This window comes from Streptomyces violaceorubidus (assembly GCF_000717995.1).
Taxonomy (GTDB): Bacteria; Actinomycetota; Actinomycetes; order Streptomycetales; family Streptomycetaceae; genus Streptomyces; species Streptomyces violaceorubidus.
On the sequence record NZ_JODM01000018.1, the window covers coordinates 115,685 to 137,082 of the forward strand.

Consider the following 21,398-nt stretch of genomic DNA (forward strand, 5'->3'; position numbering starts at 1 on the left):
CGGGCCCCGGCCCGGTGCGGCCCCGCCCGGCCCCATCCCGCCCCCACCTCCACAGAAGTGACATCACCGCCTACAAGCGACGTATGAACGGCCGCCGAGTGAAGTCGTGATCTTCCGGAGCCCGAAACATGCTTCTGGGCCGAAGCACGTGTGCCATCGTGCATCTGATGATCCACGACCGTCCTTCTGAGGGACGGCGCTTCCCCTCCCATCCCCTGGAGTGATCATGCACGGCCCGAGACGCCGTCGCGGCGGCGCAACGGCGACCACAGTCGCCATCGCCGTCGCTGTCGGCCTCACCCTGGCGTCCCCGTACGCCGCCGCCTCGCCCGCGGCGGCCACCCACGGCACGACGTCCACGGCCACCCCGATATACAAGGACACCAGCTATTCCTTCGAGGAGCGGGCGGCCGACCTGGTCTCCCGGATGACGCTGGAGCAGAAGGTCCGCCAGCTCATCACCAACGACGCCCCGGCCATCCCCGATCTCGGCGTCCAGGGCTACACGTACTGGAGCGAGGCCCTGCACGGCGTCCAGTCGCTGGGCAACTCCAAGAACGCCGGGAACGACACCGCGTGGCCGATGAAGGCCACCGGCTTCCCCACCAGCCTCGCCACCTCGATGGCCTGGGACCCGACCCTCCAGTACCAGGAGGGCTCGGCGATCTCCGACGAGGCCCGCGGCTTCCTCGACAAGTCGCTGTTCGGCGTCAGTCGCAACAACCTCGGCAGCTCCGCGGACAACTACGGCGCGCTGACCTACTTCGCCCCGACCGTCAACAACGACCGCGACCCCCTGTGGGGCCGGCACGACGAGTCCTTCGGCGAGGACCCGTACCTCCAGACGCAACTGGGCGTTCAGTTCGTCAACGGCTTCCAGGGACAAAAGCCCGACGGAACGTCGCTCAACGGCTATCTGAAGGCCGCCGCGACGGCGAAGCACTACGCCCTCAACAACGTCGAGGACGCCCGCACCGCCATCAGCTCCGACGTCAACGACGCGCAGCTGCGCGACTACTACACCAAGCAGTTCGCCGGCCTCATCGGCCAGGCGCACGTCGCGGGCCTGATGACGTCGTACAACGCCATCAACGGCACCCCCGCGGTCGCCAACACCTACACCAACGACACCCTCGCCAAGCGCACCTACGGCTTCCAGGGCCTGACCACCTCGGACTGCGGCGGCGTCGGCACCACCTACAAGCTGCCCGACGACGGCCACAACTGGGCCCCGGCGCCCTGGTCCACCAACGGGTCCAAGACCACCCCGCAGTGGATCGACGGCGAGACCGGCGAGACCGTCGACGCCCGCGCCGCCGGCCAGGCCTTCGCCCTGCGTTCGGGCAACGACCTGAACTGCAGCGGCGAGGAGATGACCACCGCCAACGTGATGGAGGCGGTGCGCGCGGGCCTGCTCAGCGAGGACGTCCTCGACACGGCGCTGGTGCGGGTGTTCACCGTCCGGATGCGGACCGGCGAGTTCGACCCGGCCGGCAGCGTGTCGTACACCTCCATCGACAAGTCGGTCATCCAGAGCGCCGCCCACGTGGACCTGGCGACCAAGGCCGCCGACGCCTCCATGGTGCTGCTGAAGAACAGCGACCTCGCCGCGACCGGCAAGCCCCTGCTGCCGCTGAAGGCGTCCGCCGTGAACAAGGTCGTCGTCCTCGGCGATCTCGGCGACACCGTCAACCTCGGCAGCTACGGCAACGGCCCCGACCGGCAGATCTCGGTGCGCCAGGGCATCACCGACGCCCTGAAGGCCGCCAACCCCGCCGCGACCGTCACCTACGACGCGGCCGGCACCAGCACCACCAACACGGCCGCCGTCTCCCTCAGCTCCGCCACCCAGGCCGCCGTCAAGGCCGCCGACGTGGTGGTCGTGGCGGTGGGCACCGACCAGAACACCGCGAGCGAGGGCAAGGACCGCGCGGGCCTCGCGCTGCCCGGCAACTACAACTCGCTGATCGACCAGGTCGCCGCCCTCGGCAACCCGAACGTGGTGCTGGACATCCAGGCGATCGGTGCGGTGGACATCTCGGCCCGCCAGTCCAAGGCCGCCTCCATCCTGTTCAGCGCCTACAACGGCCAGAGCCAGGGCACCGCCGTCGCCGACGTGCTGTTCGGCAAGCAGAACCCGCAGGGGCATCTGACCTTCACCTGGTACAAGGACGACTCCCAGCTCGCCGGGAAGAACAACTACGGCCTGACCCCCGCGCAGAGCGACGGCAAGGGCCAGACGTACCAGTACTTCACCGGCACGCCGTCCTACCCCTTCGGCTACGGCCGGAGCTACACGACGTTCTCGTACTCGGCCGCGACCGTCGACAAGAGCAGCATCACCGCCGACGGAACGGTCGACGTCTCCTTCGACGTGACCAACACCGGGAGCGTCGCCGGCGCCACCGTCGCCCAGCTGTACGCGGCGAACTCCTTCACCGTCTCCGGCGTGACCATGCCCAAGCAGCGCCTCGTCGGCTTCAAGAACACCGGCGTCCTGGCGCCCGGTGAGAAGCTGCACGTCACGCTGCCGGTCAAGGCGTCCGACCTCAGTGTGTGGAACCCCTCGACCTCCCGGCAGACGGTCTTCCCCGGCGCCTGGGCGCTGAAGGTGGCCTCGGACTCCGCCACCGTGCAGAGCACCGCCACCGTCAACATCACCGGCACCCTGACCCCGAAGGTCTCCACGGTCACCGTGCAGCCCGGCAAGCTGGTCTACCACGCCGGTGAGACGCTGGACCTGACCAGGAAGAACCCCTGGCTCAAGGACGACACCGACCCGGCCAAGGAGCAGCGGGACACCTCCATCACGGCCGACCACATCGTCGAGGCGGTCAACAACGACCAGTCCTTCGTGGACCTGTCGAAGACGTCCGTGACGTACTCCAGCAGCAACCCGTCCGTGGCCACCGTCAACTCCGCCGGCCTCGTCACCGCGGGCGCGGACGGCGTGGCGACCATCAAGGCCACCGTGGGCGGCGTCACCGGTTCCATGGTGATGGTGGTCAAGGACTCCCTCGCCCTGCACACCCCGCAGCTCGTCACCGCGGGCCAGGCGGCGACCGTGACCACCACCGTGACCAACGGCACCGGTTCCGCGCTGTCCAACGTGAACGTCACGCTGCCGGCCCCGTCCGGCTGGACCGTCAAGGCCACCACCGCGACCAGCTTCGGGTCCGTCGCGGCCGGCGCCTCGGCCACCACCACCTGGCTGGTCACCCCGCCCTCGGGGGTGAGCGCCGGCACCTACCCGCTGACCGCCACCGCCACCCACAGCGGCGGCTCCTACACGGCCGACGCCACCCTCCTGGTGCCGTTCACGTCGGTGAAGGCGGCCTACACCAACGTCGGCATCACCGACGACGCCGACCCCGCGCCCGGCAAGTACGACGGCGGCGGCTTCAGCTTCTCCAAGCAGGCACTCGCCGCCCAGGGGGTGTCCGCCGGGAGCCTCAGCACCGGCGGCCTGACCTACCAGTGGCCCGACGCCACGGGCGCCGCCAACGCCATCGACACCAAGGGACAGGCGGTCCTGTTCTCCGGGACCGGCGGCTGGCTGGGCTTCGTCGGAAGCGGCACCAGCGGCCCCCATCAGGGCATCGGCACCATCGTCTACACCGACGGATCCACCCAGAGCTACGGCCTGGGCTTCTCCGACTGGTGGGACAACGACAACGTTTCCCAGGGCAGCAGCCGGCTGGGCACCTACGACTACATCAACAGCCACGACGGCAAGGTGAACCAGAAGGTCAGCCTCTTCACCACCAAGGTGCCGCTCGCCGCGGGCAAGACGGTCCAGGCCGTCGTCCTGCCCACCTCGGGCCCGGCCGGCACCCCGCAGGGCCACGTCTTCGCCATGGCGATCGGCGGCGCCTCGCAGACCCCGGCCCCGCAACCGCAGGGCCCGACCGGCCGCATCACCGGCCAGGGCGACAAGTGCGTCGGCCTCGCGGCCGGGCCGGCGGCAGGCGTCCAGGCGGTCCTGGACACCTGCGGCGACGACGCCTCCCAGCAGTGGACCCTCGGCACCGACAAGACCCTGTGGAACCAGGGCAAGTGCCTGTCCACCGCCCAGGGCGCCACCACCAACGGCACCGACGTGGTCCTCGACCACTGCGACGGCTCCAAGGTCCAGCAGTGGACGGTGGACTCCGCCAACGGCTACCTGGTCAACGCCGCCTCCGGGCTGTGCCTGGAGAACTCCAACGGCTCCACCGCCGACGGCAACCCGCTGATCATCTGGACCTGCAACAACGGCGACGTCGGCCAGAAGTGGAAAGTACCCACCGACACGCCGTCCGGTCCTTCGGGGCGGGTCGCGGGTTACAACGGCAAGTGTGCCGAGGTGGCGGGCGGTGCGACCGCCGACGGTACGGCGATCCAGCTGAACGCGTGCGGTACAGGTACGCAGCAGGTGTGGACGGCGGCTTCGGACGGTACGTTCCGGGCGCTGGGCAAGTGCATGACGGTGGCGGGCGGTGCGACCGCGGACGGTACGGCGGTGCAGCTGGCCTCGTGCTCGGGTGCCACGTCGCAGAAGTGGACGTCGGACGCCAAGGGCCAGCTGGTCGGTACGGGTTCGGGCAAGTGCCTGGACGCGACCGGTCCGAGTTCGGCGAACGGCACCAAGCTCCAGATCTGGGCGTGTGCCGCGTCGGACAACCAGCTGTGGAGTGTGCCGACGTCGCGTCCGACGGGTGTGATCAGTGGCTACGGCGGCAAGTGCGCCGAGGTGGCTGGTAGTGCGACGGCGAACGGTACGGCGGTCCAGTTGAACACGTGCGGTTCGGGCAGTGGCCAGTCCTGGGCGGTGGCGGCCGACGGGACGCTGCGGGCGCTGGGCAAGTGCATGACGGTGGCGGGCGGTGCGACGGCTGACGGTACGGCGGTGCAGCTCGCCTCGTGCACGACCCTGACCTCCGTGGCCACGGCCACGGCGGCCCCCGCCGCGTCGGCCGCGACCTCCGCCGACACCCCGATCGTGGTCGACGGCGGCAGCGTCCTGCCCGGCCGCGTCGCGGGCAGGACCGGCGCGGTCGGCGTCACCTTCGGGTTCTCCGACATCACCCTGGCCGGCGGCCCCTACGACCAGCCGGTCAACAAGAACTACAACCGGCCGATGTACCAGCCGAAGGCCGACGACCCGGCGTCCTTCTGGGACAACTACGTCGAGGAACTGGTCACCGCCGGCGTCGACTTCGTCGCCGTCGACCTGCGCGGCTTCGACCCGGCCAAGGCGGTGCCGGACGGCGCCGGCGACCCCCGCGCGCTCACCCCGCTGATCGACGCCATCAACCGCCGGGGCGTCGCCGGCCAGCTCAAGATCGCCGCGCTGGACGACACCCCGGCCACCCTGACCGACAAGAAGAACCGCGCGGTCCACAACACCGGCGGCTACGAGCCCCCCTTCGACTTCGGCGACGCCGACGGCACCGGGGAGGGCGGCTACAAGTACTTCTGGGACCAGAACCAGCGCGAGTTCTTCCAGCGCATCCCCTCCGACATGCTCTACAAGGTCGACGGCCGCCCGCTGATCTACGAGTGGTCCGCCAACGCGCCCGCCTTCACCAACCAGGGCAACGGCAACCTCTCCAAGCTGCTCCAGTACGCCCGCTCGCACGCGAAGGCGGAGTTCGGCTTCGACCCGTACTACGTGGTCGACAGCAGCTGGCCCGACCGGGACCCGTCCGTCGTCTCGCAGATCGACGGCGTCAACAACTGGTTCCAGCTGCCGACCGGCTGGTCCAACGCCACGTACCAGCCGATCATCGACAACGGGCAGCTCACCTTCGGCGACGGCTGGGCCTACCGGACCTCCGACGGCGCGGGCGACTACAAGAACACGTACCAGACCACCTCGCAGTCGGGTGTCTCGGTCACGTACTCGTTCATCGGCACCGGCGTGCAGTACCTCGCGCGCACCGCCAGCGGCCAGGGCAGCGTCGACGTGTCCGTTGACGGCGGCACTCCCGTCACGGTGCGGCTCGACACCAGCAGCACCCTCAAGACCCAGCAGAACGTCTTCGAGAAGTCCGGCCTGACCGACGGCACCCACTCCATCAAGGTGACCAGCAGGACCGCCACCGAGGTCAGCGTCGACGGCTTCAAGGTCCTCACCAACCGCGCGGCCTCGCTGAACGGCCGTACCTTCGGCGTCGCGACGCCGAGCTTCCGGGTCGTCAACGACGACGTCGACATGGTGATGGACGCCGACCACGGCAACCACCTCAACCGCACCCTGGACGCCACGGTCAACGGCGGCGCGGACATCACGCTCCTGGAGGGCTTCACCGACTGGGAGGAGAACGCGATGGTCGCGCGTACGGCCGAGGGCACGTACGCGGAACGGCTGACCGACTACCCCAACCAGATGCTCGACATCACCCGGCGGTACTCCTCCGACCCCTTCCCCGAGACCCTCAAGGTCGAGGCGGAGACGGCGGACGCGCACTCCGGCGCCACCCCCGGCAACAACGGCGTCTACCGCGCCGGTGACCTCGACGTCGAGCCCACCGGCGACACCGGCGGCGGCTGGGACGTCGGCGACATCGCCGCGGGGCAGTCCCTGACCTGGAAGAGCCAGCCGATGCAGGGCACGGTGAAGCTCTCCGCACGGCTCGCCACGCCCAACGACGGCGCCCAGGTCCGCTTCGTCGTGGACGGCGTCGCCGGTCCGACGGTGGCCGTGCCGAACACCGGCGACTGGCAGAAGTACACGACGGTCGACGCGGGCACCTTCCAGTTCCGGGCGGGTACCCACCACGAGGTCCGGCTGGAGTTCCCGACCGGCTCGCTCAACGCCAACCACTGGACGGCGACCACCCTCAGCCCGCCGGCCACGCCCGCTCCGGCCGGACCCACCGGCCAGATCACCGGGCAGGGCGGCAAGTGCGTCGACCTCGCCGGGGGCAGCGCGGCGAACGGTACCCAGGTGGTGCTGAACACCTGCTCCTCCGCGTCGACCCAGCAGTGGACGGCCGCCTCCGACCGGTCGGTGCGCGTCCTCGGCAAGTGCCTGACCACCGAGAACGCGGCCACGGCCAACGGTACGAAGGTGCAGATCGCCGCCTGCGACGGCTCCAAGGCCCAGCAGTGGACGGTGGACTCCGCCAACGCCTACCTGGTCCACGCCGCCTCCGGGCTCTGCCTGGAGAACTCCGACGGCTCCACCGCCGACGGCAACCGGCTGATCGTCTGGACCTGCAACGCCGGTGACGCCGGTCAGAAGTGGAAGGTCCCGGCCGACACGACGACGCCGACCACGCCGTCCGGTCCTTCCGGCCGGATCGCCGGGTACAACGGCAAGTGCGTCGAGGCGGTCGACAGCGGTGCCGTGCAGCTGAACACGTGTGGTTCGAGCTCGCAGCAGGTGTGGACGGCGGCGTCGGACGGGACGGTGCGCGCGCTGGGCAAGTGCATGACGGCGGCCGCGACGGCGGACGGCACGGCGGTGACGACGGCCACCTGCTCGGGTGCGGCGTCGCAGAAGTGGGCGTCGGACGCCAAGGGCCAGCTGGTCGGTACGGGTTCGGGCAAGTGCCTGGACGCGACCGGTCCCAGCTCCGCCAACGGCACGAAGCTCCAGATCTGGGCGTGTGCGGCGTCGGACAACCAGCTGTGGAGTGTGCCGACGTCGCGCCCGACGGGTGTGATCAGTGGCTACGGTGGCAAGTGCGCCGAGGTGGCTGGTAGTGCGACGGCGAACGGTACGGCGGTCCAGTTGAACACGTGCGGTTCGGGCAGTGGCCAGTCCTGGACGGTGGCGGCCGACGGGACGCTGCGGGCGCTGGGCAAGTGCATGACGGTGGCGGGCGGTGCGACGGCTGACGGTACGGCGGTGCAGCTCGCCTCGTGCAACAGGGGTCGGGCCCGGCGGGAGCATGCTCCCGCCGGGCCCTTGACTGTGCTCCCACGCCGTGCAGGAACGTGTCGACCACGACGTCCGCGGCCTGCCCGGGGGAGAGGTGACCGTGCCGGTGCGCCGCCAGGCCCACCATCTCGGGCAGCAGCGGCCCCGCCCACCCCTTCGGCAGGTCCCGGCGCAGCAGCCCCTCCTCCGCGGCCCGCCGCAGGAACGCGTCCACCTCGGCGACGCAGGCGTCCCGGCGCCGGCGAATCGCCGCGTCGGCGAGCATCAGGGCGAGGTCGACCGGCCAGGTCCGGTTCACGGTGATGACGTTCTCGACGTAGCGGTGCAGGGCGACGGCGACGGGTGCCTCGCGCAGCCGGGCGTCCTCGATGGCCCGCTCGACGGCCGTGACGCGGCATGCGTGGATCGCGGCGAGCAGGTCCTCGCGGGAGGCGAAGCGCCGGTAGACGGTGCGCCGGTCCACGCCGGTCTCGGCGGCGATGCTCGCGATGCTGGCGCCGGGGTCGGCGGCGAGCATGCGCGCTCCGGTGGTCAGAACGGCCTCGAGATTGCGTGCGGCGTCGGCTCTCATCCCTCAAGAGTATCGCTGGTGGGGAAGATGGATAGACATTCAGCGGCATTTATGTGCATCTAACTCAAGCAAGTGCTACATTGAAGTGGCAGTTAGATAGAGTCCTGGTCCGAACAGGCTGAGTGCACGGAAGACGGAAGAGAGAAAGCACATGATCACCTACGACCGGCTTTTCATCGGCGGCTCCTGGGTCGAGCCCAGCGACGCCGAGCTGCTGGACATCACCTCCCCGCACGACCGGTCGGTGATCGCCCGCGCCGCCCAGGCGCAGCCCGCCGACATCGACCGTGCGGTCGCCGCGGCCCGGAAGTCCTTCGACGAGGGCGGGTGGCGGCTCACCCCGCCGGCCGAGCGGATCGCGCTGCTGCGCCGGTTCAACGCGCTGCGCGAGGAGAACGCGGAGAAGATCGCCGCCCTGATCACCCTGGAGAACGGCTCGGCCGGCTGGTTCACCCGCGCCGGCCAGTCCGGCCTCACCCGGCAGGCCAACGCCTACCTGAAGGCCGCGGAGGAGTTCGGCTGGGAGGAGACCTTCGCCCCGTCGGACCCGGCATCCCCCGTGCGCAGCGTGGTGCGCCGTGAGGCGATCGGTGTGGTGGCCGCGGTCATCCCGTGGAACTCGCCCTTCTCCTCCGCCACCTCGAAGATCATCCCGGCGCTGGTGGCCGGCAACTCCGTGGTCCTCAAGGTCTCCCCGGAGAACTCCCCGAGCATGGGCTTCCTCGCCGAGCTGCTGGAGCGGGTGGGCCTGCCCGAGGGCGTCGTCAGCGTCCTGCCCGCCGACCGCGAGACCAGCGAGTACCTGGTCGGGCACCCGGGCGTCGACAAGATCGCCTTCACCGGGTCCACCCGCGCCGGCCGCCGCATCGCCTCCCTCGCGGGCGAGCAGCTCAAGCGGGTCAGCCTGGAGCTGGGCGGCAAGTCCGCCGCGATCATCCTCCCCGACGCCGACATCGACAAGGCCGTCGCGGGCGTCAAGTTCGGCTCCCTGCTGAACAACGCCGAGTCCTGCATCGCCCAGACCCGCATCCTCGCCCCGCGCGGCCGGTACCAGGAGGTCGTCGCCGGTCTGAAGGAGCTGATGGAGTCGCTGAAGGTCGGCGACCCCGACGACCCCGACACCTTCATCGGCCCGATGATCCGCCCCGACCAGCAGCAGCGGGTGATCAACTACATCCGGCTCGGCATCGAGGAGGGCGCCCGGCTGGTCACCGGCGGCCCGCAGATCCCGGAGGGCCTGGAGAAGGGCAACTACGTCACCCCCACCCTCTTCGCCGACGTCAGCAACTCCATGCGGATCGCGCAGGAGGAGATCTTCGGCCCGGTCCTGGTCGTCATCGCCTACGACGACGAGGACGACGCGGTCCGCATCGCCAACGACTCCGAGTACGGCCTGTCCGGCGGCGTCTGGTCCGCCGACGAGGAGCACGCGCTCACCGTCGCCCGCCGCGTGCGCACCGGCACCGTCACGGTCAACGGAGCCCCGATCGCCTTCGACGGCCCGTTCGGCGGGTTCAAGGCCAGCGGCATCGGCCGCGAGTACGGCGCCGTCGGCCTCGGCACCTACACCGAGTACAAGACGATCACCGTCTGACCTCGGGGCCGGGACACCGGTGGGCCGGGTCCGCGCCGCAGGTGTGCGCGGACCCGGCGAGACGTCCGGCGACCGCGGGTCAGGACGGCGGCAGTACCTGACGGCCCTTGTACATCCCGCAGTGGGCGCAGGCGGCGTGGGGCGGGGTCGGCAGCCCGCAGGCCGCGTTGGGGCACTTCACCAGCAGGGGCACGGTCGCCTTCCAGTGGGCTCGGCGGTGACGTACCCGAGAACGGGACTTCCTGTTCATCATGGCGGTGTTTCCGTTTCCGTATGACGTGTGGCATCGCTCCGACCGGTGTGGGGGCACGGCACGGTCCGGCGGACGGGTGCGCACAGACAGGACACACGGGTGTGCGCTGACGTGGTGGGGGTGTGTGCTCGGCGCGGTGAAGGGCCGTGAAGGTCGGAGCCTTGGAAGAGGGCGAGGTGAGCGCGCTTTCGCCGTGCCGGAGTGCGGGACTTCGGCGGGTACGTCCCAGGGGCCTGGGCCGGACCGGGGGCGGTGGGCTCAGGCTAGGCTCTGTCGACTTCGATCAGCACGCCGAGGAGGCTAGCAACCGCCGGGGCCGCGGTGCAACGCAGTGCCTCGTCGGCACAGGTGTGTGTGCACCGGCGCCACCGTCCTCGACGACTACCGGCCGCGATGACGAGAATCAGCCAAAGTCGTTTCCCGGCCGAAGATTTCAGCCACGTAAAAGCGCTTGTGGACCGACCGGACATGGCCACCGGGACGTGACCCGCTCATGGCCGGAATGCGAACACCGATCACCGGGATGCTGACACCGGGAGCGGGACCTGCGACGATCCCGTCGTTTGTGTTCACACCTCCCCTCACCCCCCACCGGGTGCTCCGATGCCGCAGCGTCCGCCACTCCTCGGTTTTCGAGTCAGGAGAGCCATGTTCCCCTTCACCGCCTCACCCCGGCGCGCCCCGCGCGCGGACCGGTCGGCGCCATCGGCAGGACGGACCAGACCCGTCGGCTCCCGCGCTGTGCCCGTCCTGACCGCCACCGTCCTGGCGACGGCCCTGAGCGCGCTCACCCTGTCCGCCTCCGCCACCCCCGCCCTCGCCGCGCCGGCCCCCACGCCCGCCCCCGCCCCGCCGGCCGCCGCGTCCACGCGCCAGGCCGCCGACACCCCCGCGCCCCCGCTCGTCGAGGCCCGCGCCCGGTCCGGCGCCGAGGCGGTCGCCCTGACCTCCGACGGACGCCGGCGACTGCTGGCCCGCGCCGACGAGGACCGCGCCGACGTCCGCCGCGCACTGCGCGCCGGTGCCCAGGAGGACCTGGTCGCCGCGGACGTCCTGAAGGACACCGACGGCACCGTCCATACCCGCTACCGGCGCACCTGGGCCGGGATGCCCGTCGAGGGCGGCGACCTGATCGTGCACGCGGGGGCGACGGGCGGCCGGAGCATCGACGACTCGCTCGACGCCCCGCTGTCCGTTCCCGCCGTCCACGACGGGTTCGGCGCGGCCCGCGCCAGGAGCCGGGCCCTTGCCGAGGTCAAGGACCTGCACGTCGCCCGTGCCGCCGCCGGCGCCGCCCGACGCGTCGTCTGGGCCGTGTCCGGTACCCCGCGCCTCGCCTGGGACAACGTTGTCACCGGCTCTCGGGCGGACGGCACCCCCAGCCGCCTGCACGTCGTCCTCGACGCGGCGAGCGGCGCCCGCCTCGCCGCCTACGACGAGGTGAACTCCGGCACCGGCGACAGCCAGTACAGCGGGACCGTCCGGCTCGGCACCCAACGCGTGGACGGCACCTACCAGTTGGTCGACCCGCAGCACGGCGGCAACAGCGTCCGGGACGTCACCAACGGCGGCTCGGGCGTGCTGTTCACCGACGCCGACGACCAGTGGGGCGACGGCACCGCCGACAACCCGCAGACCGCCGCCGTCGACGCCGCCTACGGCGCGGCCACGACCTGGGACTTCTACCACGACCGGTTCGGCCGCAACGGCATAGCGGACGACGGCGTGGGAGCCGTCTCCCGCGTGCACGTGGCGGGGCTGGCCAACGCCTACTGGCTGGACAGCTGCTTCTGCATGACCTACGGCGACGGCCTGGACAACCGGCACCCGCTCACCGAACTCGACATCGCCGCCCACGAGATGACCCACGGCGTCACCGCCGCCACCGCCGGCCTGCTGGAGACCGGCGAGTCGGGCGCCCTCAACGAGGCGACCAGCGACATCATGGCCACCGCCGTGGAGTTCTCCGCCCACGACCACGACGACGTCCCCGACTACACGATCGGCGAACTCGCCGACGTCCGGGGCACCGGCAAGCCCCTGCGCTACATGGACCAGCCCTCCAAGGACGCCTCCGAGAAGGGCACCTCGCAGGACTACTGGACTCCCCGGACCCACCTGATCGACCCCCACTTCGGCGCCGGGGTCGCCAACCACTTCTTCTACCTCCTCGCCGAGGGCAGCGGGCACAAGAACATCCGCGGCGTGGACTACGACAGCCCCACCTACGACGGCCTCCCCGTCCCCGGCATCGGCCTGCACCAGGCCACCAACGTCTGGTACCGGGCCCTGACCCACTACATGACCAGCACCACCGACTACGCCGACGCCCGCACCGCCACCCTCCAGGCGGCCACCGACCTGTTCGGCACCGACAGTGCCGCCTACGAGTCCGTGGCCAACGCCTGGGCGGCCGTCAACGTCGGCCCGCGCTTCGTGAACCACATCGCCATCACCTCGCTGTCGACCCGCGACGCGGCCGTCGGCCAGCAGGTCACCCGGACCGTCTCCGCCATCTCCACCCGGCCCGGTCCCGTCACCTACGCCGCGAGCGGACTGCCGACCGGTCTGGCCATCGACGCGACCACCGGCCTGATCTCCGGCACTCCCAGTGCCGCGGGCACCTTCCCGACGACGATCACCTTCACCAACTCGGCTGCCGAACAGCGCCGTTACTCCTTCGACTGGACCGTGGTGCAGTCCGGCGGCGACTTCTTCGTCGACCCCGACCGCCACGACTACGCGGCCTGGAAGAGCGTCGAGACCCCGCTGACGGTCACCGGCCGCACCGGCGCCGCCCCGGCCGGTCTGAAGGTCTCCGTGGACCTCGTGCACACCTTCATCGGCGCCCAGGTGATCCAGCTCGTCGCCCCGGACGGCACGGTCCTGCTGGTCAAGGACTTCCGCTGGGACACGGGAACGGAGCTGCACGACACGTTCACGGTGGACGCCTCCGCCGTCGCGGCGAACGGGGTGTGGAAGCTGAGGGTCACCGACTACACGCCGGCCGCGCCCGGCATCGCGCCCAGTGAGGGCGGATACCTGGACCGCTGGAGCCTGACCTTCTGACCCGCCCGGACCGCGCACGCGTGTGCCCGCGCCGAGGCTCCCGGTGCGGGCACACGTCTGACCGGACCCGTGTGGACGACGACTTTGGCTGATAGGTGAGGGCGGAGAGGGCGGCAGGTGGGCGTCTCCCGGGCGACGTTCTACGCCCACTTCCACGGCCAGTCGGACGTCCTGGTCCGCCTCGCCGACATCTGCGGGAGTCGCTGCTGGAACCGGCCCGCAACTGGGACCCGGGCACGGGGGACGACGGAGCCGGCCGTCAGCGACTTCTGCACCGCCGACCTCGAAGGGTTCGACGCGGTGGTGCGCAGGGCCCTGCGGTCCAGGCGGGCCGCGGGCGCGATGCCTGCCTGCCTCGACGTCACCGCCGCGAGCAGGATCATCGTCCGGGGAGGCAACCAGGCCAACGCCCATCACCTCGGGGTCGACGACGGCAGCGGGACGCCGCCCTCGCCCGCGAACGCGCCGCGATCCGGTGGTAGGGCGCCTACGGCCGCCCCGACGCTCCGGCTCCCTCCCCGGACCCGGACGACCGGACCGTCACCCCGGCGTCCGCGACCCTGAGCGTCCGGGCCCGTGTGAACGCGCCGGCGCCTTCGGCTCGTGGAGGGAGTATGCGGGAAGCGGCGACCGCTCGGCCGGGCCCCAGGCTCCCCTCGGTGCGGGTCAGGCGGACTCGCGCGCCCACACGTAGGTCCAGTAGCAGAGGTGACGGATGGCAGACACGGTGATGTCCACGGGCTCCAGGGTGCACGGCACCGCTCCGGCCCCCCTGTCGGTGCTCGACCTGTCGGTGGTGGGGGAGAAGACCGACGCCGCCGAGGCCCTGGCGCAGACCGCCGCCGTCGCACAGGAGGCGGAGCGCCGGGGATACCGGCGGTTCTGGGTCGCGGAGCACCACAGCTTCCCGTCGTCGGCCAGTCCGGCCCCGGCGGTGCTGCTCGCCCATCTCGCCGGGCTCACCAGCCGGATCCGGCTCGGTTCGGGCGGCGTCATGCTGAGCAACCACGCGCCCCTGGTGGTCGCCGAGCAGTTCGGACTGCTCGACACCCTGTACCCCGGCCGCATCGACCTCGGCATGGGCCGCAAGCCCGGCGGTCTGACCACGATCGCCCAGGCGCTGCGCCGGGCGGCCGAGGACCCCGGGCCGGAGGCGTTCGAGGAGCAGGTGAGGGAGGTACTGGGCTTCCTGGGGGAGGCCGGGGACGGCTTCCCCGACGGCCACCCCTACCGCCGCGACCACGTGTACGTGGTGCCCGCCGCGTCCGGCCTGCCGGTGTGGATGCTCGGGTCCGGTACGACGGGGGCCAGGGTGGCCGCGCGGCTCGGTCTGCCGTTCGTCGCCGCCCACCACATCAACGCGGCGCAGGTCCCCGAGGCGGTCTCGGTCTACCGCGAGGAGTTCCGCCCCTCCGAGAGGCTGCGCGAGCCGTACCTGATGGTCTCCGTCAACGTCGTCTGCGCCGACACGGAGGCCGAGGCCCTGGCCCAGGCCCGGTCGCGTCCGCTGATGCTGACCCTCGCCCGGCAGGGCAGGCAGTCCCCGTTGCCCTCCCCCGAGACGGCGGCGCTCTACCCGTACACCGAGGAGGAGCGCCGGATTGCCGAGTTGCTGCTGGAGTCCGCGGTCCACGGCACGCCCGACCGGGTGCGGGACGGGCTGACGCGGTTGCAGGCGAGCACCGGGGCCGACGAGTTGATGCTCGTGTCGATGATCCACGACTTCCCGGTCCGCATGCGCTCCCTCGCGCTGGTGGCGGACGAGTTCGCCCTGGACGGCGAGCTGGGCGACTGACCTCGCCGAAGTGGCCCGGCCGGGGACGCCTGTCCCCGGCCGGGCCACGGCCGTCAGTGCTCCGGCCGACGGGTCAGGCGGGAACCACGCGGTAGCTCAGTGCCGGGACCGGGAGGTCCGACTGCGCCAGCGAGCCGCTGGCCCACGCCGAGCCGGTGCAGCCGGCGCCGCTGTACACCACGACGGACGCCGACCCGTTGGCGACCTGGATCGACTTGGCCGACTGGGACAGGGTGTGGCAGGTGCCGTAGTCACCGAGGTCGACCTCGGTGACGGCACCCGTACCGCCGGTGCCCGAGTAGAGGTAAGCGCCCTCTTGCAGCACAGGCCAGTCGCCGGCGCTCGCCGTCCCCGCGCCGAGGCCGGTCAGGGCCGCGGCGGCGGTCGCGACGACGGCTGCGGTGCGGAACTTCGTCTTGGGGGAGAACATACGACCCACCCTTTCTCGGATGCGCCGCCGCCCGGGGGAGGCGGCGGCGCGACTGGTTCGATCGTGTGTGGCCGGCCGCTCAAGATTCTTGCACCTTCAACCATGTTGGGGAAGAGCGGAACCGGCCACCGACACACGTGTCAGGCGGACGCGGGCAGGTTCCACTTCTGCTGCGTGGAGCCGCCACAGGTCCAGATCTGGAGCTTGGTGCCGTTGGCCGAGCTGGCGTCCGTGGCGTCCAGGCACCGGCCGGACAGGGTGTTGACGAGGCTGCCGTCGGCGCCCGCCTTCCACTTCTGCCCGTTGCTCCCGTCGCACACCTGGAGTGTGACCGCCGTGCCGCTGGCCGTGGCGTTGTTCGCCACGCCCATGCAGTCGCCGAGGACCTGCACGGTGCCGTCGGCGGCGACGGACCAGTCCTGGGAGATGCCCGTGCCGCAGGTGTTCAGCTGGACCGCCGTACCGGCGGCGTTGGTCGAGCCGGATCCGGCCAGGTCGGCGCACTTGGCGCCGAGGCCGGTGAGGTGACCGGTCGGCACCCCGGCGGGCAGCTGCCAGCGCTGGTTGTCCGAGTAGGCGCAGGCCCAGATCTGCAACGGGGTGCCGTTGGCGGAGCTGGGGCCGGTGGCGTCGAGGCAGGTGCCCGACTTCTTGGAGACCAGGCCGCGGTTGGCGGCCCACGTCCACTGCTGGGCGGTGGAGGATGCGTCGCAGTCGGCGAGGACGGCCCGGGTGCCGTCCGCGGTGGCGCCGGACTTCAGCGCCATGCACTTGCCGAGCACGCGCACCGTGCCGTCGGTGGCGACCGTCCACTTCTGGGAGGTCCCCGTGCCGCAGGTGTTGAGCTGCACCTGGGTACCGGCGGCGCTGGTGGAGCCCGACCCGGAGAGGTCGGCGCACTTGCCGCCGTAGCCGGAGATCCGGCCCGTCGGGTCCTGGCGCTGCTGGACGGGCAGGTGCCACACCTTGCCGTCGGTCACCGGACCGCAGTTCCACAGCCACAGGACCGCGCCGGCCTCGGCGACGGTGTCCTTGACGTCCAGGCACCGGCCGGACAGGTCGTTGACGACCCCGCCGTCAGCGCCCGCGTGCCACTGCTGCGCGGCGGAGCCGTCACAGATCTCCAGCACGAGCGGGGTGCCGTTGTCGCCCGTGCCGCCGCCCTCGGGTGTCATGCACCGCGAGTCGAACACCCGCAGCGTGCCGTCGGAGGCGACCTTCCACTGCTGGGAGTCGGCGGAGGAGCAGTTGTCCAGCACGAGCGGGGTGCCCGGCGTCTGGCTGTCCCCCTCGCTGTCGGCGCACATGCCGCCGATGCCGGTGAGGTGGCCCTGCGGACCGGCGGGGGTGGTGGGCGGGGTGAACCGCTGCCCGGTGGTGGCCGTGGCGCAGGTGGCGGTCGCCAGGGCGGTGCCGGGGGTGGTCGAGGAGCCCTTGACCTCCGCGCACAGGCCGGACGCCTGGTTGACCAGGGAGCCGTTCGTGCCGGTCTTCCACTGCTGGGCGGTGGAGCCGTCGCACGCCGCCAGCACCAGGGCGGTGCCGGTGGCCCCGCTCTTCTTGGCGGGCATCGCGCACTGGCCCTGCACCCACAGCGAACCGTCCCGGCCCGCGATCCACACCTGGGAGGCGCCGCCGTCACACGTGGCGGTCTGCACCGCCGTGCCATGGGCGAGACCCGGGGCGTGCGAGACACACGTCCCACCGACCGCGCCGAGCGTCCCGACCGGACCCGCCGGAGCGGGGGAGGCGGGGAAGTCGAGCCCGATCTGCGTCTTGAACAGGTGCCTGGGCAGCTCGGCCGCCCTGCCGCCGATCTTCTCGTACGGCAGCGAGCCGACGGGCGTGGACTGCCGCTGGATGAGGTAGTCGTGCCCGGCCTTGGCAGGGATGGTGAACTGCGCGGCCGTGGAGTACGCCACGACCGTCGAGCCGTCCGCCGCGTCCACGACACCGGCCGACTGGCCGGGCCAGGGGTTGCGGGTGGTGAAGTCGGCCGTGGACCCGGCCTCCAGCACGGCGCCGACCGGGACGCCGCCCCGGGTCTGCACGTCCACCTTGGCGTTGTCGTGCACGGTCACCGTGCCGTCCACGTCCCAGTCGGAGGGGACCGCCGGGGCGATGCGCAGCACGTCGTCGTAGTCCTGCACCAGCGCCTCGTTGACGCCGGCGGCGATCACACCGGTCGTCTCGCTGTACGGCTCACGGCCGGTCAGCACGTTGTTGTTGCTGGTCAGACCGGAGGGGTAGAGCTGGTTGGTGACGTTGAACAGCAGCCCCGCCTTCACCGCGTCGGCCTTGCCCAGTCGGGCCGCCTGGAGCGCGTCGAAGCTCCAGTTGGCGTCGTTGGGCCAGCGGCGGTTGTCGAAGGTGCGCACCGCGAGGTCGTGCAGCGTGCCGGTGTCACCGATCAGGCCGTAGGGCCAGACCGGCTCCAGGTCCAGGTTCTCGGAGTTGTGCGTCTCGGCGGCCGGTTCCCCGGAGAGGGCGATGACGTCCTCGCCGGTGCCGTCCGCGGAGGGGGTGAGCACCTTGGTGTGGGTGGCGGCGTCCGTGCGCGGCAGCGGGGGCACCTTGGCCAGCGCGGCGGTGAGCTGCGACTGGAGGTCGGTGTCCGTGCCGAGCTTCTTGGCCGCCGCGGCGACCACCGGGAACAGCGCCTGCATGGCGGCGCTGTCCGTGACCGGGTCCTGCACGCCCCACTGGGTCTCGTGCGCGTTGCCCCGGGTGTGCAGCAGGCCGTCGGAGCCGGTCGTGGCGTACGACAGCAGGAACTGGGCGGCGGATTTCATCAGCGGGTAGCTGTCACGCAGGAAGTCCAGGTCACCGGTGGTCCGGTACTGCTGCCACAGCGCGAGGGAGACCTCCGCGCCGGTGGAGACGGTCTGCGCGTTGTACGCGGTGATGCCGGCCTGGCAGGAGGCATTGCCGAGACCGCCGTCGAAGTAGCCGTTGCCGTTGAAGCGCATGGTCTCGGGGACGCAGGCGCCGGTGTGGCCCGGCATGTGGTCCTTCGTCCACGCCTCGATGTTGGCGAGGTTGGACGTGTACAGCTCGTAGAACGGGGTGTTGAGGTCCGAGACGCCCGAGGTGAGGTGGGCGGCGGCCTGCATGCGCAGGTTCCACCACCAGTAGCTCTCCGGCGACCAGTCGTGCTCGTCCCTGGTGAAGGAGAACAGGTCCGCCACACCGGCCTGGGTACCGGGCAGCGAACCCCGGTTGCTGGCGGCCGACTGGTACAGGAAGACCGTACGCAGGTTCTCCACGTACGGGCCGGTGCCGTCCGCCGACTCGATCTTCATCGTGCCGGCCCGGTCCCAGAAGCCGTGCCACCAGTCCAGGTGCGGCGTCTTCAGGGCGGACACCGACGCGCTCGCGTCACTGCCCAGGTACGACGCCGCGGTCGCGCCCGCGTCCCCGCCGGCCCAGTGGGGAGCGGCGACGACGACCCGGAAGGAGCCGTCGGCGGCCGGGTTGAAGGCGACCCGCACGCTGTGGCCGTCCGTCACGGAGGTGGTGACGTTGCGCCCGCCCGCGGTGATGCCGAGGAGGGTGCCGAAGGTGTCGCCGGAGCCGCCGCCCCCGTCGTCCTTCCAGGTCTCGGCGAGAGTGGCGACCGCGCCCGAGGCCGCGGCGGAGGGCGAGCGGCCGTCCCAGAGGTCGCCGTCGACGCTCTGGGCGCTGTTCGGGTCGGCGCCGGTGACGTCGACGACGAGTTCGTCGCGGTCGGCGCGGGTGTAGACGGTCGCCGTCATGCCGCCGCCGGACTCGGTGAGCACACCGTTGTAGACGTCCAGGCGGGCGGTGAAGTCGTCGGCCTCGGTGATCTTCTTCAGGCCCGGGACGGTGACCCGGCCCGGGGATTTGCGGTCCGGGAAGGTGTCGCCCCGGTTGAGCTGGGCGGTGAGGCCGTCGGCGGCCCACACGGCGGCGCCCAGGGTGCCGTTGCCGAGCGGCATGGACTCGGTGGGATCGGTGTTCGGCCGGCCGAGGACGACGTCGGAGCGGTGGATCACGGCGGGCCGGTCCACCTGGAACGCGCCGTCCCGCCAGGCCGTCGTCGCGGCGGTGGCCGCCGCGGTGGCGCCGGTGGCCGCCGGGGCGGCCACCGCGGTCGGGGCGAGGGCCCCGAGGGCCAGGGCGGTCACGGCACCGGCCGTGAGCGCGCCCCGGACGGCGGGTCTGTGTCTGCGCATCGGGTACTTCCTGTCGGAGTGTCTCCTGTTGGTCACACCGCGACGACGTGGCCGGGACGACCCGGGGTTCACCGCGGCCCCGCCCGAGGGTCGAAACGTGTGCGCTCTTGACAGATGTCCCCCGGGACGGCAACTATCGTCACCTGTCAGACAGGTGACGAAGTGTCAGTAGGGATGCGAACATGATCAGCAGGCGGAGTGTGACCGGAGCGATGACGGCGGCGGCGACGGGAGCCGCCGGTCTCCTCGGGGCGGGCGCGGGGTCCGCGAGCGCCGGCGACGGCGGACGGGGCGCGCCCGGCCTGGGCCCGCTGTACCGGGTGCGCACCGGGGAACTGGAGATCGCCTACCACGTCACCGGGCCCGCCGGCGGCACGCCGGTGATCCTGCTGCACGGCTGGCCCTTCAGCCCCGTCGGTTCCTACCGGGAGGTCGCCGCGGCACTCGCGCCGCGCGGCTACCGTTGCTACGTCCCCTACCTGCGCGGCCACGGGCGGACCCGGTTCCTGCGGGCGGCGACCTTCCGGTCGGGGCAGCAGGCGGCGCTCGGCGCCGACCTGATCGCCTTCATGGACGCGCTGCGCCTGCCCCGGGCCCTGTTCGCCGGGTACGACTGGGGCGGCCGGGCCGGTGACGTGGCCGCCGCCCTGTGGCCGGAGCGCTGCGCCGGCCTGGTCTCCGTGAACGGCTATCTGATCCAGAACCTCGCCGCGGCCGACAAGCCGCTGGCCCCGGCGGTGGAGGAGGGCCTGTGGTACTTCTTCTACTTCCTCACCGAGCGCGGACGCGAGGGGCTGCGGCGCGACCGGGAGGGTCTCGCCCGGGTGGTCTGGCACCGGAACTCGCCCGCGTGGGACTTCACCGAGGCCGAGTTCGCCGAGACCGCCCCGCTGTGGCGGAACCCGGACTACGTCGACGTGGTGATCCACAGCTACCGGCACCGGATGGCCGCCGCCCCCGGCGCCCCGCAGTACGCGGACCTGGAGCGCAGGCTGCTGGACCAGCCGGTGATCACGGTGCCCTCGGTCACACTGGACGGCGGGGCCGACGGCGTCACGCCGCCGACCGACGGCAGCGGCTACGCCGCGCACTTCTCGGGCCCCTGGACGCACCACGTGGTCCCGGGCGCCGGTCACAACCTCCCCCAGGAACGGCCGAACGCCTTCGCCGCGGCGGTCCTGGAGGCCGACGGGATGGGGTGAGGGCGGCCGGGACACATGTGTGCCGGGACACGGGGTGCCGCGAAACATGCGTCACCGGTTTGACTGGTGACGGAGGATGGTGCATGCTGGCATCAGTCGCCCCGGGTGACGAGCAGGACGCGATCCACGACCGAGGAAGTGGGGCAGGGCCATGAACAAGGAACTCGCCATCGCCGCCGACGCGGCGGTACGGCACGCGCGCTTCGGCAAGCTCCCCGAGCGGATCCGCTACGAGGACATGACCACGCAGGTGGAATCCGCGCCGGGCGGGGGAGACACCTACAACCCCGAGAACTCGTGGAAGTTCTACTCGTGCCTCGCCCTCGACCTGGGCCTGTAGCGTCTCCGTCCGGCCCCCTCGCTCCGCGCGGCGGCCGGACGGAGCCACAGCACACCCCCGACACGCCCTGGAAGACAG

9 protein-coding genes and 2 pseudogenes are annotated in these 21,398 nt (G+C 71.6%); 6 read left to right on the plus strand and 5 right to left on the minus strand.

The annotated features are described in order from the left end of the window. Positions 1-622 precede the first annotated feature (622 nt). A pseudogene (locus IE94_RS40650) lies at positions 623-7,834 on the plus strand (DUF5010 domain-containing protein); the annotation flags it as partial. Between the two features lie 70 nt (positions 7,835-7,904). Here the strand turns inward: IE94_RS40650 and IE94_RS41170 are convergent. Continuing rightward, positions 7,905-8,387, minus strand: a pseudogene (locus IE94_RS41170) (TetR/AcrR family transcriptional regulator); the annotation flags it as partial. A gap of 205 nt (positions 8,388-8,592) precedes the next feature. On the opposite strand from IE94_RS41170, the gene IE94_RS0121315 reads away from it, so the two are divergent. Then, positions 8,593-10,035, plus strand: a complete 1,443-nt coding sequence (locus IE94_RS0121315) for an aldehyde dehydrogenase (protein ID WP_030186713.1) — start codon at positions 8,593-8,595, stop codon at positions 10,033-10,035. Between the two features lie 79 nt (positions 10,036-10,114). On the opposite strand, the gene rpmF is transcribed toward IE94_RS0121315, so the two are convergent. After that, positions 10,115-10,288: a 50S ribosomal protein L32 gene (rpmF, locus tag IE94_RS38250; RefSeq protein ID WP_078606544.1), complete on the minus strand. Its 174-nt coding sequence runs from the start codon at positions 10,286-10,288 to the stop codon at positions 10,115-10,117. A gap of 741 nt (positions 10,289-11,029) precedes the next feature. Here rpmF and IE94_RS0121325 point away from each other — a divergent pair. Continuing rightward, on the plus strand, positions 11,030-13,357 hold the full coding sequence (locus IE94_RS0121325; RefSeq protein WP_245235295.1) for a M4 family metallopeptidase: 2,328 nt from the start codon (positions 11,030-11,032) through the stop codon (positions 13,355-13,357). A 140-nt stretch (positions 13,358-13,497) separates the two neighbouring features. On the opposite strand, the gene IE94_RS0121330 is transcribed toward IE94_RS0121325, so the two are convergent. Beyond that, positions 13,498-13,764 (minus strand): hypothetical protein, encoded by a 267-nt coding sequence (locus IE94_RS0121330; protein ID WP_157849368.1) that lies wholly within the window; start codon positions 13,762-13,764, stop codon positions 13,498-13,500. 308 nt (positions 13,765-14,072) lie between these two features. Between IE94_RS0121330 and IE94_RS0121335 the strand changes: the two genes are divergently transcribed. Then, positions 14,073-15,152 carry an LLM class flavin-dependent oxidoreductase gene (locus IE94_RS0121335; RefSeq protein WP_051777586.1) on the plus strand — a complete coding sequence of 360 codons (1,080 nt, stop codon included), beginning with the start codon at positions 14,073-14,075 and terminating at the stop codon, positions 15,150-15,152. Between the two features lie 73 nt (positions 15,153-15,225). On the opposite strand, the gene IE94_RS0121340 is transcribed toward IE94_RS0121335, so the two are convergent. Then, entirely contained in the window at positions 15,226-15,582 is a 357-nt protein-coding gene (locus IE94_RS0121340; protein ID WP_030186719.1) for a peptidase inhibitor family I36 protein, read from the minus strand. A 140-nt stretch (positions 15,583-15,722) separates the two neighbouring features. Beyond that, positions 15,723-19,778: a ricin-type beta-trefoil lectin domain protein gene (locus tag IE94_RS37235; protein ID WP_051777587.1), complete on the minus strand. Its 4,056-nt coding sequence runs from the start codon at positions 19,776-19,778 to the stop codon at positions 15,723-15,725. Between the two features lie 182 nt (positions 19,779-19,960). On the opposite strand from IE94_RS37235, the gene IE94_RS0121350 reads away from it, so the two are divergent. Together IE94_RS0121350 and IE94_RS0121355 are read left to right on the plus strand one after the other, a co-directional pair. Then, positions 19,961-20,980 carry an alpha/beta fold hydrolase gene (locus IE94_RS0121350; protein ID WP_030186721.1) on the plus strand — a complete coding sequence of 340 codons (1,020 nt, stop codon included), beginning with the start codon at positions 19,961-19,963 and terminating at the stop codon, positions 20,978-20,980. A gap of 151 nt (positions 20,981-21,131) precedes the next feature. Continuing rightward, complete coding sequence (locus IE94_RS0121355) at positions 21,132-21,320, plus strand: hypothetical protein (protein WP_030186722.1); 189 nt, start codon at positions 21,132-21,134, stop codon at positions 21,318-21,320. The last annotated feature ends 78 nt before the right edge of the window (positions 21,321-21,398 follow it).

Bases quoted from the DNA above. Each gene is read 5' to 3' on its own strand.
- IE94_RS0121315 (WP_030186713.1), top strand. From the start codon at position 8,593: ATGATCACCTACGACCGGCTTTTCATCGGCGGCTCCTGGGTCGAGCCC.
- rpmF (WP_078606544.1), bottom strand. From the start codon at position 10,288: ATGATGAACAGGAAGTCCCGTTCTCGGGTACGTCACCGCCGAGCCCAC.
- IE94_RS0121335 (WP_051777586.1), top strand. From the start codon at position 14,073: ATGGCAGACACGGTGATGTCCACGGGCTCCAGGGTGCACGGCACCGCT.
- IE94_RS0121340 (WP_030186719.1), bottom strand. From the start codon at position 15,582: ATGTTCTCCCCCAAGACGAAGTTCCGCACCGCAGCCGTCGTCGCGACC.
- IE94_RS37235 (WP_051777587.1), bottom strand. From the start codon at position 19,778: ATGCGCAGACACAGACCCGCCGTCCGGGGCGCGCTCACGGCCGGTGCC.
- IE94_RS0121350 (WP_030186721.1), top strand. From the start codon at position 19,961: ATGATCAGCAGGCGGAGTGTGACCGGAGCGATGACGGCGGCGGCGACG.
- IE94_RS0121355 (WP_030186722.1), top strand. From the start codon at position 21,132: ATGAACAAGGAACTCGCCATCGCCGCCGACGCGGCGGTACGGCACGCG.